Origin of the sequence: Domibacillus indicus (assembly GCF_023715895.1) — a bacterium.
In the GTDB taxonomy this organism is placed as follows: domain Bacteria; phylum Bacillota; class Bacilli; order Bacillales; family Domibacillaceae; genus Domibacillus; species Domibacillus indicus_A.
The window spans coordinates 22449-37622 of sequence record NZ_JAMBOO010000003.1 but is presented as its reverse complement, the minus strand read 5'-3'; the positions used below and the strand labels follow the sequence as shown (position 1 = coordinate 37622).

The following is a 15174-nucleotide window of genomic DNA, read 5'->3' as shown; positions in this document are numbered from 1 at the left end:
GAAAGTTCAAAAGAGGAGGAAAAACAATGTCATCTGATGCGAAACCGATGCAGCAAACGTTACAGGAAAGAATGGAACAGATTCAAAAAGGTGGAGCACTTAAATACCATCAGAAAAATCAGGAACGGGGCAAGCTGTTTGTTCGTGACCACTTAAAGCTATTGTTTGATCAGGGGCCGGGGGTGGAGGATGCCTTATTTGCAAACTGCTTAGCAAAAGATCTACCTGCTGATGGTGTAGTGACAGCGATGGGGAAGATCAATGGACAGATTGTCTGTGTGATGGCTAATGATTCGACTATAAAAGCGGGCTCTTGGGGAGCGCGGACCGTAGAAAAAATTATAAGGATTCAAGAAACGGCTGAAAAATTGAATGTACCGCTCATCTATCTTGTAGATTCTGCAGGGGCGCGTATTACGGATCAAGTAGAGATGTTTCCTGGGCGCCGCGGAGCTGGCCGGATTTTTTATAATCAAGTTAAACTTTCAGGTAAAATACCACAAATCTGCATCTTGTTTGGTCCGTCAGCTGCAGGTGGAGCTTACATCCCTGCATTTTGTGACATTGTTATCATGGTGGACGGAAATGCCTCCATGTATCTTGGATCTCCGAGGATGGCAGAAATGGTTATTGGAGAAAAAGTCACGTTAGAAGAGATGGGCGGTGCCCGCATGCATTGTTCAGTTTCAGGATGCGGAGATGTGCTAGCTAATACTGAAGAAGAAGCTATTGCGATGGCTCGAGATTATCTCTCTTATTTTCCTGCTAATTTTTCTGAAAAACCGCCTGTTCAGGAAGCTTTAGCGCCTAAGCATTTCGAGAAAACGTTAGAAGAGCTCATCCCATCCAACCAGAACACTCCATTTAACATGTATGATCTTATCAATGGAGTAATTGACGAAGGGTCATTTTTCGAGATCAAGAAGCTCTTTGCCAGTGAACTTATTACAGGTTTAGCCCGAATGGATGGAAAGCCGGTCGGTATCATAGCCAATCAGCCGCGAGTTAAGGGCGGAGTACTATTTCATGATACAGCGGATAAGGCAGCTAAATTTATCACCCTTTGTGATGCATTTCATATTCCACTTCTGTTTCTCGTTGATGTACCTGGTTTTATGATCGGTACCAAGGTAGAACGTGCAGGTATCATTCGCCATGGTGCAAAAATGATTTCGGCTATGTCAGAAGCGACTGTACCTAAAATATCAGTTATCGTCCGTAAAGCATACGGAGCAGGACTCTATGCCATGTGCGGACCTGCGTTTGAACCAGATTGTTGTCTTGCTCTGCCCACAGCTCAAATTGCGGTTATGGGACCAGAGGCTGCGGTAAATGCCGTATATGCCAATAAAATTGCCGAGTTACCGGAAAATGAACGGACCTCTTTTATTGAACAGAAACGGGAGGAATATAAGCAGGATATTGATATTTATAGACTAGCCTCTGAAATGGTTATCGATGGGGTTGTTCCGGCTAATTCGTTACGCGAAGAGTTAGTAACTCGGTTTGAGGCATATTCATCAAAGTATGTTACCTTTTCTGAACGAAAGCATCCGGTGTATCCGGTTTGACTTATGTATTATTTATATAAAAATTATTTTTAAAATAACATTTATTAAATTTCGTTCACTTGCGTTAAATCAATGTTGTTTTGTTTCTTCTTCATTATATAAAATAAACCTGATTAAAAGTAGAATACATCTAGTGAGAAAGCAGCCGTTCGGCTGCTTTCATTGTTGTTGTATCCAATTTATCTAGCTATTTCAACCATGATCGCATCACCCTGGACGCTTCCCGAACAGATGGCTGCGATGCCAATCCCGCCGCCGCGATGTTTCAGTTCGTACGCTAGTGTCAAAATAATCCGGGCTCCGCTCGCACCGTTTGGATGTCCGAATGCAACGGCGCCGCCATTTACGTTTACCTTTTCGGGATCCACTTCAGCTATTTTATTGCTCGCAAGCGCTACAGCAGCGAGGGCTTCATTGATTTCATAAAGGTCAATATCTTCGACAGATTTACCTGTTTTCTTTAGTATTTCATTAATGACAAGACCGGGGTCTGTGGGGATTTTTCGGCTTCAACCGCTATTTCCGCGTGGGCAATGATCATAATCAGAACCTTTTTGCCTTCTTTTTCAGCACGTGTGTCGCTCATTAAAACGAGTGCAGCGGCTCCGTCGTTAACACCAAGGACATTTCCTGCAGTAATCGTTCCGTCTTTGCCAAAAGCAGACCGTAGAATTTGCCTATAGGTGTCCGCGCACCGTCGATGATTACTGTTTTTGTCATCTTATTGCACCTCCGAAAGAGAAGGGGAAACGGTAAAGGAAGCCTCTGTTTTCTCTTTCACTTCTTCTACTGTAATATCGCTGGCTGTTTCCATAAGAACCATGCCTTCGGGTGTAAAATCAAAAACGGCAAGATCGGTAATCAGGCGGTGTACTACTTTTTGGCCGGTAAGGGGGAGGGAGCATTCTTTTTTGATTTTTGATTCACCATGTTTATTCATATGCTCCATGATCACAACGACCCGTTTTGCGCCATTGACAAGATCCATGGCACCTCCCATTCCTTTTACCATTTTGCCTGGAATCATCCAGTTGGCCAGATCCCCATTTTGGGACACTTCCATTCCGCCGAGAATGGCAAGGTCAATATGGCCTCCGCGGATCATGGCAAAGGACTCAGCACTGTCAAAAAAGGAGGAGCCTGGAACAGTCGTAATCGTTTCTTTTCCTGCATTGATCAAATCCGCGTCTTCCTCGCCTGCAAGCGGGTAGGGGCCAATGCCAAGCAATCCGTTTTCTGACTGCAGCAGCACATTAATATTGTCCGGTATCTCGTTGGCAATCAGGGTCGGCATGCCAATGCCCAGGTTGACGTTCATGCCATCTTTAATCTCTTGTACGGCTCTTTTCACAATTGTTGAACGTGTATCTTTCATTTCTATTCACTCCTTTTCTCCAGTTATGCGTGGACAACTGTCCGCCGCTCAATTCGTTTTTCGTAGCCGTTGCCGAGGAGGAGGCGCTGTACAAAAATACCTGGTGTATGAATTTCATCAGGATCCAGCTCACCGGCCTCTACAATTTCCTCCACTTCAGCGATGGTAATTTTCCCAGCCATCGCAGCCAGGGGGTTGAAATTGCGGGATGTTTTCCGATAAACAAGGTTGCCCAGCGTATCTGCTTTCCAGGCTTTTACAAGCGCAAAGTCCCCGACAATTCCCCGTTCCAGCAGATAAGTTTTCCCGTCAAATTCCTTCGTTTCTTTGCCTTCGGCGACCGGTGTTCCAATGCCTGTGGCTGTATAAAATCCAGGAATGCCAGCTCCGCCTGCTCTTATCCGCTCTGCAAGTGTTCCCTGTGGTGTCAGCTCTACTTCCAGTTCGCCGCTTAAATACTGCTGTTCAAAGATTTTATTTTCACCTACATAAGAGGAAACGATTTTTTTAATCTGCCTGTTTGCCAAAAGAAGACCCAGCCCCCAGTCATCCACACCGCAATTGTTGCTGACAACGGTTAAGTTCTTTGTGCCTTGTTCTTTTAAAGCCTGAATGGAGCATTCGGGAATCCCGCATAATCCGAAGCCGCCGACAATTAATGTGGAGCCGTCCTGAATGTCTGAAACCGCTTTCGTAAAAGAATTGAATAGCTTACTTGATTTCATAATTATGGCCATTCCTTTCGCTCCGCTCAAGGCATAACTTGAGCGTTATTTTTCATTAATCTATAGCTATAGGGATAACAGTCAACATCAAATCACGCGGAGGTGAGTGGGCCATTCCATTCCTGGAGTGACCGCATAATTATATGTGTAGATTGCCTTTCCAAGCACAAATAAGTGTGAATTCGAGCACGCAGACTTTGTTGGCCACTGGAACCTGCTGATAAAGCAGATCCAACACTTGATAGGTGAGGGAATAAACTGCCGGCAGATTAAGCACCGCATATCCAGGCTTCGTGCTGCGCTTGCCCATTTCAATGGAATAGTGAGGTGTTAACCTGTGTAGAGATCCCTTCCATGTAGTTGAGTGTATCATCTCAGTTCCCGGCACAATAAAGTACCAGGCTCCTAAGTCATTGCGCATAAGTCTTGCTTCGGGAATGAAAGGAGAAGAAAAGCGCTGGGAAGACCATCTTCCTGTCAAGAGTAGCACAATCAAGATTAAAGCGGGATCATAACTCGCAGTCAAAGTGAGATGCTATTAAAAGCATCACAGACTGTAGACAAAGTAGCTCTCAAATCTTTGGTTTGAGAGCTACTTTGTCTTTTTTACGTTTGGGCAGTCCTGCTCAATCCAATTGCATTGGTTTTCCAAACCAACTGGCCAGTTTTTTCAGGTTCACACAGGGAAAGTAGGTTCGTCTTGATAGATAATTTATCCACTTCTCTGAGGAGCAGTTGGTTTACTTTTTCAGAAATATATCTGAAAATTCCCTACTTGTTCTCTTGTTAAGCTAAACAACCTTTGGATAAGAAGAGAATATTTCTATTTATAATTGTTTTGCTCTTCCCAAAAATAGAGTATTAATAATTCAGATTTAAAAACTATCCTGACTTTTGTTCTTTATTTGAACACAAGTAATAAAAAAGATAAAAAATAAGGATAAATCATCTAAATACCTTGACTTAATCACACATACAGTATAAGATTTTTACAAATGTAACACGACTGAACAAAAGTAAAGGGAGGATTAATCATGGTAACAAAACTAAAGCTGCCTACTTCGATCACGGATGAAAAACTAAAAGATTTGTATAAAGAAATGTGGCTGATCCGCTACTTTGACGAAAAAGTAGACCAGTTTTTTGCAAAGGGGCTTATTCACGGGACAACGCACCTTTGCGTCGGACAGGAAGCATCAGCGGCTGGATCGATCGCCGTACTTGAATCGAGAGACAAAATTGTTTCTACTCATCGTGGCCATGGGCACTGTATTTCTAAAGAAGGCGACGTCAATAAAATGATGGCTGAGCTTTTTGGACGTGAAACCGGTTACTGTAAAGGGAAAGGCGGCTCGATGCATATTGCTGACGTAGAAAAAGGCAACTTGGGTGCGAACGGGATCGTAGGCGGCGGCATTCCACTTGCAGTTGGAGCAGCCTTAACATCCAAAATGAGAAATGAGGATTATGTAGTACTCTGCTTCTTTGGAGACGGGGCGTCCAATGAAGGAAGCTTTCATGAAGCCGTCAACCTTGCGGCTATTTGGGATTTGCCAGTTGTGTTTATTTGTGAAAACAATCAGTACGGCATGTCCGGCCCTGTCAAAGATATGACACGTGTAGAAAACATTGCGGACCGCGCGGCGGGTTACGGGATTCCAGGTAAAATCGTTGATGGCTGCGACATGATTGACATTATGAATACGGTAGACGCGGCGGTTCAAAATGCACGTGAGGGCAACGGACCGACATTGATTGAAATGAAAACATACCGCTGGAAAGGCCACTCAAAAAGCGATGCGAAAAAATACCGTACGCGTGAGGAAGAAAATGAGTGGAGAGCGAAAGACGGTATTAAACGTTTTAAGGAAACGCTGATCGAAGCGGGTGTCTTCACCGAAGAAGAGGCGAAAACCTTGCAGAAAGAAGCCAATCAGGAAATTGAAGAAGCGGTACGTTTTGCGGAAGCGAGCCCAGAACCATCGATTGATACTTTAGAAGAAGACGTGTACGCGTAAAATAGGAGGGACGATAAAGATGACAACGACAACAGCGGAAAAAACAAGAGAGATTACGTATTTAGAAGCCGTTCGAGAAGCGATGAGCCAGGAAATGCGCCAAAACAGCGATGTATTTATTCTTGGAGAAGATATAGGAGTATACGGCGGTGCATTCGGTGTCACGCGCGGCATGATTGAAGAGTTTGGTCCGGAGCGTGTGCGCAATACACCGATTTCAGAAGCGGCGATTTCCGGTGCAGCGGTTGGGGCGGCTTTGACGGGTATGCGTCCGATTTTGGAACTGCAATTCTCGGACTTTATTACAATTGCCATGGACCAGATGGTCAACCAGGCCGCGAAAACACGTTATATGTTTGGCGGTAAAGGAAAAGTGCCAATGGTGCTTCGCACACCGGCTGGGTCTGGAACAGGCGCGGCTGCCCAGCACTCGCAAAGCTTAGAAGCGTGGATGGCGCACATTCCAGGATTGAAAGTGGTCCAGCCTTCTACAGCTTACGATGTAAAAGGACTTCTAAAAGCAGCGATGGATGATGATAACCCAGTTGTTTTCTACGAACATAAATTGCTATACAGAACATCTGGTCACGTGCCGGAAGAACAATACTCTATTCCGCTCGGAAAAGCTGACGTAAAGCGGGAAGGAACAGACGTAACGATTGTCGCAACAGCGATTATGGTTCATAAAGCGCTTGAAGCAGCCGCAGAGCTCGAAAAAGAAGGCATCAGTGTTGAAGTTATCGATCCGCGCACGATTGTGCCGCTCGATGAAGAAACCATTATTGAGTCTGTCAAGAAAACGGGACGCCTTATTGTGGCCCATGAAGCGGTGAAGCGTGGCGGTATTGGCGGGGAAATTGCTAGTATGATTGCGGAAAGTGAAGCATTTGACTACCTAGACGCGCCGATCAAGCGCCTGGGCGGATTGGCAGTGCCAATTCCGTACAACCCGACACTTGAAAAAGCGGCAACACCGCAGGTGCCGGATATTATTGCGGCTGTAAAAGAAACGGTGAAAAACAAGTAAGAAGGAGGGAGAACGATGGCGAAAGAAATTTTTATGCCAAAGCTGAGCAGCACAATGGAAACGGGAACCCTCCTTCAATGGTTTAAGGAAGAGGGAGACAGCGTCGACATTGGCGAGCCGCTTTTTGAAATTATGACGGACAAAATCAATATTGAAGTAGAGTCATATGACGAAGGCATTTTATTAAAGCGATATTTCGGGGAAGATGACCAGGTGCCGGTCAATCATGTAATCGGCTACATTGGAACCGAAGGAGAAGCTGTGCCACAAGAAGCACCGGGTGTATCTGGTTCGGAGCAAGAAGAAGACGCCCCAGCTGAAGCATCGACTGCTGCACAGCCAGCCGAAGCATCAACAGCGCAGACACTGGCGGATGGTGAAAAACCGCGGGCAACCCCAGCTGCCCGGCATCTTGCCCGGACAGAAGGAATCGAGCTTCGTGAGGTACAGGGAAGCGGCCCGAACGGACGCGTGCATAAAAAAGACGTAACCGCTCACACAGAGGGCAGTCCGGCTGAGGCGAAAGCAACACCGCTTGCCCGCAAGGTTGCGGCAGGAGAAGGTGTCGATTTGTCCACTGTGCAGGGAAGCGGCGCCAATGGCAAAGTCGTGAAGCAGGATGTGATTTCCGCCAAACGCACAACAGTGCCTGCTGCGGATACATCGACGCGCAAAAAAATGTCGGGTATGCGTAAAGTGATCGCTGAACGTATGGTACAGAGCAAGCAGACAGCACCTCACGTCACGATGACGAGCGAGATTGATATGACAAAAGTAAAAGAACTGCGTGCATCGCTTCTGCCGATTGTGGAAAAGCAGACGGGCTTCCGCTTGTCATACACAGAAATTTTAATGAAAGCAACAGCCGCAGCTCTAGCACGGCATCCAGAAATCAACGTATCGCTTGAAGGCGATGAAATCGTCCAGCACGGCCACGTTCACCTTGGCCTTGCCGTAGCGGTGGCGGACGGCTTAATGGTGCCGGTCATTAAAGATGTGCTCGCTAAGGGGCTGGCGGAGCTGACACAGGATGCAAAAGAAATCAGCCAGCGGGCGCGTGAAAATAAGCTGCTCCCTGATCAAATGAAAGGGTCCACGTTTACGATCAGCAATGTTGGTATGTATGCCGTTGATATGTTTACGCCGGTCATTAATCAGCCGGAAAGCGCCATCTTAGGCGTAGGACGGATGCAGGACAAGCCAGTTGCGGTAAACGGAGCGCTTGAAATCCGGCCGATGATGACACTCAGCTTGTCATTTGACCACCGTGTGATTGATGGAGCACCGGCAGCCGCCTTTTTAACGGAGCTGAAAGACATTTTAGAAAATCCATATGAGCTGCTTGTATAAGGAGTGTAACTGATGACATCATACGATATTGTCGTTGTAGGAGGCGGACCGGGTGGGTATGTCGCGGCGCTTCATGCAGCGGAGCTTGGCAAAAGGACAGCATTAGTAGAACCAGATTTTTTAGGCGGCACATGCTTAAACCGCGGCTGCATTCCGTCTAAAACGCTGCTCAAGCATGCAGAAATCATAGAATCGATCGAAAAAGCAAAGAACTGGGGTATTGAAACCGGGGAAATGACGCTTTCGTTCGATAAAATGAAAAAGCGGAAAAATGACGTGATTGAACGGCTGCGCGGCGGCATTGCATTTTTGCTGAAACAGGGCAAAATCGATGTTTATAACGGCTTCGGCACGGTGAAAGAAGGCGGGCTTGTCGTGGTCAAAACGGAATCCGGTGAAGAAACGATGCTGGCGAAGAAAGTTATTGTTGCGACTGGTTCAACGCCGGCTGTGCCGCCAATTCCCGGCCTTGACTCAGTCCACTTTGATACGAGTGACACGATTTTTGATATTCCGGAAATTCCAAAGTCCGTCGTCATTATCGGCGGAGGGGTGATCGGTGTAGAATTTGCCTGCATCTTCGCTTCTCTCAAGTCAAAGGTCACGATTGTGGAAGCAGCGGATCGAATTGTACCGACAGAGGATGCAGAAGCAGCCAAGCTGTTAACGAAAGCGCTGAAGAAAAAAGGCGTCGCGGTTCAAACAAAAGCGAAAGTGCAGTCGGTGCGGGAAGAAAACGGGATTAAAATCGTCACCTGTGTGGATGCGAAAGAAAAAGAGTTTGAGGTGGAAGCTGATACACTGCTTGTCAGCACAGGAAGACGGCCGAATGTATCTGCATCCGGTGAGCTGAACCTGGACATGAACGGGCCGTTTATCGCTGTAAACGAGCGAATGGAAACGAGCAGTCCCAACGTTTACGCGGTCGGCGATGTAATCGGCGGCTGGCAGCTGGCCCACGCGGCAAGCGCGGAAGGAGTCGTCGCGGCAAATAATGCAGCCGGCGTACCGGATGTAATCGACTACAAAGTGATGCCGCGCTGTATTTATACACTGCCGGAAATTGCGGGGGTTGGCTTAACAGAAGACGAAGCAAAAGCGCAGGGGATAGACGTACGGGTTGAAAAATTTGATTTTGCCGGAAGCGGCAAAGCGCTGGCAGCCGGCGAGCCGGAAGGATTTACGAAGATCATTTACGAAGCGAAGTACGGTGAAATCATCGGTGTGGTGATGGCCGGCCCGCACGTAACGGAAATGATCTCTGAGGCCTCTGCCTTTATGTATTTAGAAGGCACAGTGGATGAAGCAGCCAAAATGATTCATCCGCACCCAACGATCTCGGAAACATTTTTTGAAGCGGCAGTTCATGTTGTCAACAAGTTGCGCAAAGAGCAAAAGAATTAATACACAGGGGCCAGCAAACGGGCCTCCTGTTTTCCCAGAGGGGAGGCAACCTCAGACAAGATGACTGAAAAAGAAGAGAAACGCCTTATGGTTAAGGTGGCTGAGCTTTATTATCAGGGAGGCTGGACTCAAGCGCAGATCTCTAAGAAAATTGGTATGTCGCGGCCTATTGTGGCAAGAACTCTTCACAGAGCAAAAGAATATGGAATTGTTAAAGTTTCCATTCGAGATGAAGCGGTTCATACAGTAGAGCTGGAACGGCAACTTGAAGAAGAATACGGTATTAAAGAGGCGGTAGTAGTCCCTGTTAACACGACTAATTCAGAAACAATAAAAGCAGCGGTAGCATTAGCGGGTGCAAATTATGTTTCAAGGCGAGTGAGAAATATAAGCAGGTTAGGGATCTCCTGGGGAACAACTCTAGCCCAAATGGTGCAGCAGTACCCTTTGGATAAAAGAGAAAATATAAAAATTGTCCCTCTGGAAGGCGGAATTGGCCGCAACCATATAGAGATCCATTCAAATCATCTTGCTTACGAACTGTCAAAAAAGATGCAGGGAATATGTTCTTACCTTTATGCACCAGCTATTATGGAGTCAGCTGAAATGAAAGAAAAATTTTTGCAACTTTCCGACATCCGTTCTGTATTGGAAGAAGGCGCAAGCACAGAAGTAGCCGTTATTGGCATTGGAAATCCGTTGTATGAATCAACACTACAGAAAGTTGGATATTTACAAAACGATGATCTAAATGAGCTTTGTAAAGCTGGAGCGGTTGGTGACATTGGATTTCGTTTTTTTGATAAGAGCGGAAAAGCAGTCAATCATCCATTAAATGAAAAAGTAGTAGGCCTTTCTTTAGAACAACTAAAAAGAATCCCTCTTGTAATTGCCATAACAGAAGGTACTTTTAAAAAAGATAGTATTATAGGCGTTCTAAAAGCAGGATTGATTGATGTCTTAGTTATTGATGAGCCGTCTGCCGTAAAAGTTTTAGAGGAAACAAAGTTAAAGCAAGGTGAAAAAAGCTTCAAGTAAGCCAAATATGCTCTTGCTTTAATGAGGAGACGATCTCTATTTCATTAAGTCAGAATATTAAAAACAATTATAATGTTGAATCTTTTTTGTTAGGCCCACTGAAAAGCAACAAGTTAAACTGCTCTCTTAAAATGTATAGATAGAGATGCATTAAACAAGAAGGATAAACACAGAGGTGAAGTCATATGAGCAAAAAGGCAACCGTTTATCTTTTATCGGACTCTGTTGGCGAAACGGCTGAATTTGTTGTAAGGGCGGTTGCTACTCAATTTGTCGGAGAAGAGCTTGAAATACGTCAAAATTCTTATGTCGATGAAGTCTCTGATATAGAAAACGTCATTAAGGAAGCCAAACAAAATAATTCCATTATTGCCTACACAATCGTAATAGACTCGCTGAGAAGTTATTTAAATAAGCGGGCTGAAGAAGAGAATATTTTAGCGGTGGATCTGCTTCATCCATTAATGAATGCCTTTGCAACAACGTTTCAGAGGGCACCCATTCACGAACCTGGTTTAATGAGAAAATTGGACGAACGCTATTTTCAGAAGGTAGAAGCCATTGAGTTCGCTGTAAAATACGATGATGCCCGTGATGTCGAAGGGATTTTAAAGGCGGATATTGTCTTGATTGGTGTATCCCGTACATCTAAAACACCGCTTTCGATGTATCTGGCGTATAAAGGGTACAAAGTGGCGAATATCCCTCTCGTTCCCGAAGTTACTGCACCCGTTGAACTTTTTAGTATTCCAAAAAATAAGTGTGTAGGCCTTGTTATTACTCCTGACAGCTTAAATGTGATTCGTAAGGAACGCTTAAAAAAGCTTGGCCTGCAGCAGGATTCCAGTTATGCACGGTTCGACCGTATCCTAGAAGAACTAGACTACGCTGAAAAAATTATGAAGCGGGTTGGCTGCCCAATCATCAATGTGTCTAATAAAGCGATTGAGGAAACGGCAAACGATGTGATTGAGATACTAAATATGGAGAGGAGTTTTCAATGATGAGAAGAATGGTGTATATGTTTGATGAAGGGCATAGTGGAATGAAAGAAATTCTAGGCGGAAAAGGGGCCAATCTGGCCGAAATGACGAATATTGGTCTGCCAGTTCCTTATGGGTTTACGATTTCTACACAAGCCTGCAACGCTTATTATGAAGCGGGAAAAACCATTCAGGATGAAGTAAAAGATGAAGTGCTTGCCTCCTTGCGCCGCCTTGAAGAAAGAACCGGTAAAAAACTTGGAGATCATTTAAACCCTCTGCTTGTATCTGTACGCTCAGGTTCTGTATTTTCTATGCCAGGGATGATGGACACAGTCCTGAATCTTGGCATGAATGACCTGACTGTTGAAGCAATAGCAGAATTAACAAATAATCCTCGTTTTGCTTATGATTCATACCGCCGTTTTATTCAAATGTTTTGTAATGTTGTTTTAGAAGTGGATGTCTTTTACTTCGAGCAGTATCTAGACGAGGTAAGAGAACAAAAAGGCTATCATTCCGATCCTGAACTAACCGCTGAAGATTGGAAAGAAGTGATTGATGGTTACAAGAAAATTGTCAAGAAGCATACGAAACAAGATTTTCCACAGAACCCTATGGAGCAGCTTTTCTTGGCCATAAACGCTGTATTTGATTCCTGGAATAACCAGCGGGCGATTATTTACCGCCGTTTGAATAAAATCCCGGACCATCATGGCACAGCTGTTAATATTCAAAGCATGGTTTTTGGGAATATGGGAGAAGATTCTGGAACCGGGGTCGCTTTTACCCGAAATCCATCTACAGGGGAGCCGCTTCTCTACGGGGAGTATCTAATCAATGCTCAAGGAGAGGATGTAGTCGCCGGAATCCGCACGCCTCACCCAATTCAAACGCTCAAAGATGATATGCCGGATGTTTTTGAAGAGTTTACAGGCATGTGCCGCCGTCTTGAGTCTCATTATAAAGACATGCAGGATATTGAGTTTACAGTGGAACGTGGAAAATTGTTTATTCTTCAGACTCGAAATGGAAAACGTACCGCACAGGCAGCTATCCGAATTGCTGTAGAGATGGTCCAAGAAGGTGTTATTGATATAAGAGAAGCTATTCTGCGGGTAGAACCAGAACAGTTAAATCAGCTGCTTCATCGCAGAATCGATGATCAATATGAAAAAACGGTTCTTGCACAGGGACTGCCGGCCTCACCGGGAGCTGCAACCGGAAAAGTGGTGTTTGATCCTGATGAAGCGGAAACGTTAAAGAATCAAGGGGAAAAGGTCATTCTCGTTCGTCCCGAAACCACACCGGATGACATCCATGGCATTATTGCTTCAGAAGGAGTTGTGACGAGCCGGGGCGGCATGACAAGTCATGCGGCTGTTGTAGCCAGAGGAATGGGGAAAGCCTGTATTTGTGGATGTGAGTCTTTAAAAATCGATGTTAAGAAAAAGCAGTTTCAAATCGGGGATATTATTATTAAGCATCTCGATGTTATTACAATGGATGGTGGAACAGGTGAAGTGATACAGGGAGAAATTCCAATGATCGATCCGGAACTTTCAGAAGAGTTTGAACTTTTGCTTTCTTGGGCAGACCAGGAAAGAACGCTGGGTGTGCGGGCAAATGCGGATAATCCGGAAGATACGCAAAAAGCACTCGAATTTGGTGCAGGCGGCATCGGCTTATGCCGCACAGAGCATATGTTTATGGATGCAAAGCGGGTTCCTATTGTACAAGAAATGATTCTTGCTCAAACAGAGGAAGAAAGGAAAAATGCATTAGAAAAACTATTGCCAATGCAGCAAAGTGATTTTGAAGGGATTTTTGAAGTCATGCAGGAGCTCCCGGTTACCATCCGGCTGCTAGATCCGCCATTACACGAGTTTCTTCCAGATAAAGAGCAGTTAATCGCAGAAGCAGCGAAGCTGCAGCTGACAGAGCCAGAGTCTCCAGAATTAAAAGAGACAGAGTTTTTATTGAAAAAAGTGAAACAATTAGACGAATCAAATCCAATGCTGGGCCATCGCGGCTGCCGTCTCGGTATTATTCATCCTGAAATCTATCAAATGCAGGCAGAAGCCATTTTTTACGCAGCAACAGAACTGGTTAAAAAAGGAACTGCGGTGAAGCCAGAAATTATGATTCCTCTTGTCGGCCATGTGAATGAACTTAAACTGATGCGCCAGACCGTTATAGCTACAGCTTCTCAAATACAGCAGGAAACAGGAATTCAGATTGATTTTACAATCGGCACAATGATTGAAATTCCACGCGCAGCTCTTACAGCTGATCAAATTGCAGAAGTGGCGGACTTTTTCTCCTTTGGAACAAATGACTTAACCCAGACGACTTTTGGCTTTAGCCGTGACGACGCCGAAGGTAAATTCTTAAAAAGCTATGTAGACGAAAAAATCCTGCCGGAAAATCCGTTTGCCGTTCTAGATCAAGAAGGTGTGGGGCAGCTTGTCAAAATGGGAGTAGAGCTGGGAAGAAAAACGAAACCAGCTTTAAAAACAGGTATTTGCGGCGAACATGGAGGAGAAAAAAGTTCAATTGAATTTTGTTACCTGCAAGGTTTGGATTATGTAAGCTGTTCGCCATACCGGGTTCCGCTTGCGCGTCTCGCTGCAGCCCAAGCTGCAATTAAACATGAGAAACGTAATAGCGAGCTAGTTGTATAAAAAACTGAAAAAGATATAGCTACTTAACTTTATTATCTGACTTTCATAAATCCACTTAAAAAGCTGACCTTTGCGACAAAATTGCAAAGGTCAGCTTTTTTATTTAACCAAAATGGAAACTGTTTGTTATATTTTTTAATTTCAATATTTTCAGAACAATTTTATTGATTATTGAAAAATGTTTATGGGAATAAATTCAAATTTACTGAAGGGATTATATTCTTTTATTAAGATTTTAGACTTTATTTCCGCAACAAATAAATTGTTTTTATAATTGACTAATAATTCTGTCTATTATACAATCATTAAAACAATTGTTCAGATTGTTTACAAATGTTTTAAGAAGCGTTTTGTTTTTTGTGTAGAAGGCATATAACTGAATATGGGAGGAGTGGTTATTGGCTTGCTAAAGAAATGAAAATTGAAATCGTAAATTAAATACAAAAATAAGGAGGAGATGAAAATGAATTTGGATCTTGTTAAACATAATTTAGGGCCTGTTTATACGTTTATTGATATTTTTTTATCGTATTTAATCATCATTGGCCCATTCATACTGGTGGCTTTAACCATAAATGCTTTCCTTTCAAAATTGGTTAAAAAGCAGTGGATATTTCATTTAGCTTCTAAATTGGGCCATATAAGTTTAGTTAGATATATTCTCCTTCCATTCATTAGTTTATTTGCTATGACAAATCCAAGTTGTTATGAAGTAGGCAATCAATTAAAAGAAAAAGATAAGCCAGCTTTTTATGATGCAGCAGTTTCCTTTTGTCATCCTATTACCGGACTCTTTCCTTACAGCAACTCAGGAGAACTTTTTTTCCTAATTGGAGCACTTTATCCCGTTATTAAACTTGATATTTCATTATTTGAATTCGGAATTGCTTATTTTTTGATAGGACTGATAGTCATATATATCAGAGCAACAGTAACAGAATTCCTAACAAAACGATTCCTTAAAAATATGGAAAAAACAGCTGGTTAAAAGGGAGGGGA

At 44.1% G+C, this 15174-nt stretch carries 12 protein-coding genes and 1 pseudogene; 9 read left to right on the top strand and 4 right to left on the bottom strand.

The genetic code is table 11. The annotated features are described in order from the left end of the window. The first annotated feature begins 26 nt into the window (after positions 1-26). On the top strand, positions 27-1571 hold the full coding sequence (locus M3221_RS06455; RefSeq protein WP_251270692.1) for an acyl-CoA carboxylase subunit beta: 1545 nt from the start codon (positions 27-29) through the stop codon (positions 1569-1571). Between the two features lie 179 nt (positions 1572-1750). Here M3221_RS06455 and M3221_RS06450 read toward each other — a convergent pair. The 4 genes and pseudogenes from M3221_RS06450 to M3221_RS06435 all read right to left on the bottom strand — a co-directional run. Beyond that, positions 1751-2241, bottom strand: a pseudogene (locus M3221_RS06450) (thiolase family protein); the annotation flags it as partial. 51 nt (positions 2242-2292) lie between these two features. Continuing rightward, complete coding sequence (locus M3221_RS06445; protein WP_251270690.1) at positions 2293-2946, bottom strand: CoA transferase subunit B; 654 nt, start codon at positions 2944-2946, stop codon at positions 2293-2295. Between the two features lie 23 nt (positions 2947-2969). Further along, on the bottom strand, positions 2970-3683 hold the full coding sequence (locus M3221_RS06440) for a CoA transferase subunit A (RefSeq protein ID WP_396120257.1): 714 nt from the start codon (positions 3681-3683) through the stop codon (positions 2970-2972). Between the two features lie 127 nt (positions 3684-3810). Beyond that, on the bottom strand, positions 3811-4092 hold the full coding sequence (locus tag M3221_RS06435) for a hypothetical protein (RefSeq protein ID WP_251270688.1): 282 nt from the start codon (positions 4090-4092) through the stop codon (positions 3811-3813). 613 nt (positions 4093-4705) lie between these two features. Here M3221_RS06435 and pdhA point away from each other — a divergent pair. From pdhA to M3221_RS06395, 8 genes are all read left to right on the top strand, one after another. Continuing rightward, positions 4706-5689 (top strand): pyruvate dehydrogenase (acetyl-transferring) E1 component subunit alpha, encoded by a 984-nt coding sequence (pdhA, locus tag M3221_RS06430; protein ID WP_251270683.1) that lies wholly within the window; start codon positions 4706-4708, stop codon positions 5687-5689. Positions 5690-5708: 19 nt separating this feature from the next. Next, complete coding sequence (locus M3221_RS06425) at positions 5709-6716, top strand: alpha-ketoacid dehydrogenase subunit beta (RefSeq protein WP_251270681.1); 1008 nt, start codon at positions 5709-5711, stop codon at positions 6714-6716. Between the two features lie 15 nt (positions 6717-6731). Next, a complete protein-coding gene (locus tag M3221_RS06420) occupies positions 6732-8066 on the top strand; it encodes a dihydrolipoamide acetyltransferase family protein (protein WP_251270680.1) in 1335 nt (444 codons plus the stop codon). Positions 8067-8075: 9 nt separating this feature from the next. Next, positions 8076-9470, top strand: a complete 1395-nt coding sequence (gene lpdA, locus M3221_RS06415; RefSeq protein WP_251271108.1) for a dihydrolipoyl dehydrogenase — start codon at positions 8076-8078, stop codon at positions 9468-9470. Between the two features lie 60 nt (positions 9471-9530). Further along, the gene (locus M3221_RS06410; protein WP_251270679.1) at positions 9531-10508 is read left to right on the top strand and encodes a sugar-binding transcriptional regulator; all 978 of its coding nucleotides are present in this window, start codon (positions 9531-9533) and stop codon (positions 10506-10508) included. 185 nt (positions 10509-10693) lie between these two features. Next, entirely contained in the window at positions 10694-11512 is an 819-nt protein-coding gene (locus M3221_RS06405) for a pyruvate, water dikinase regulatory protein (RefSeq protein ID WP_251270677.1), read from the top strand. Beyond that, complete coding sequence (gene ppdK / locus M3221_RS06400) at positions 11512-14175, top strand: pyruvate, phosphate dikinase (RefSeq protein WP_251270676.1); 2664 nt, start codon at positions 11512-11514, stop codon at positions 14173-14175. The genes M3221_RS06405 and ppdK overlap by 1 nt, the downstream gene beginning before the upstream one ends. A gap of 463 nt (positions 14176-14638) precedes the next feature. Then, complete coding sequence (locus M3221_RS06395) at positions 14639-15163, top strand: PTS glucitol/sorbitol transporter subunit IIC (protein ID WP_251270673.1); 525 nt, start codon at positions 14639-14641, stop codon at positions 15161-15163. The last annotated feature ends 11 nt before the right edge of the window (positions 15164-15174 follow it).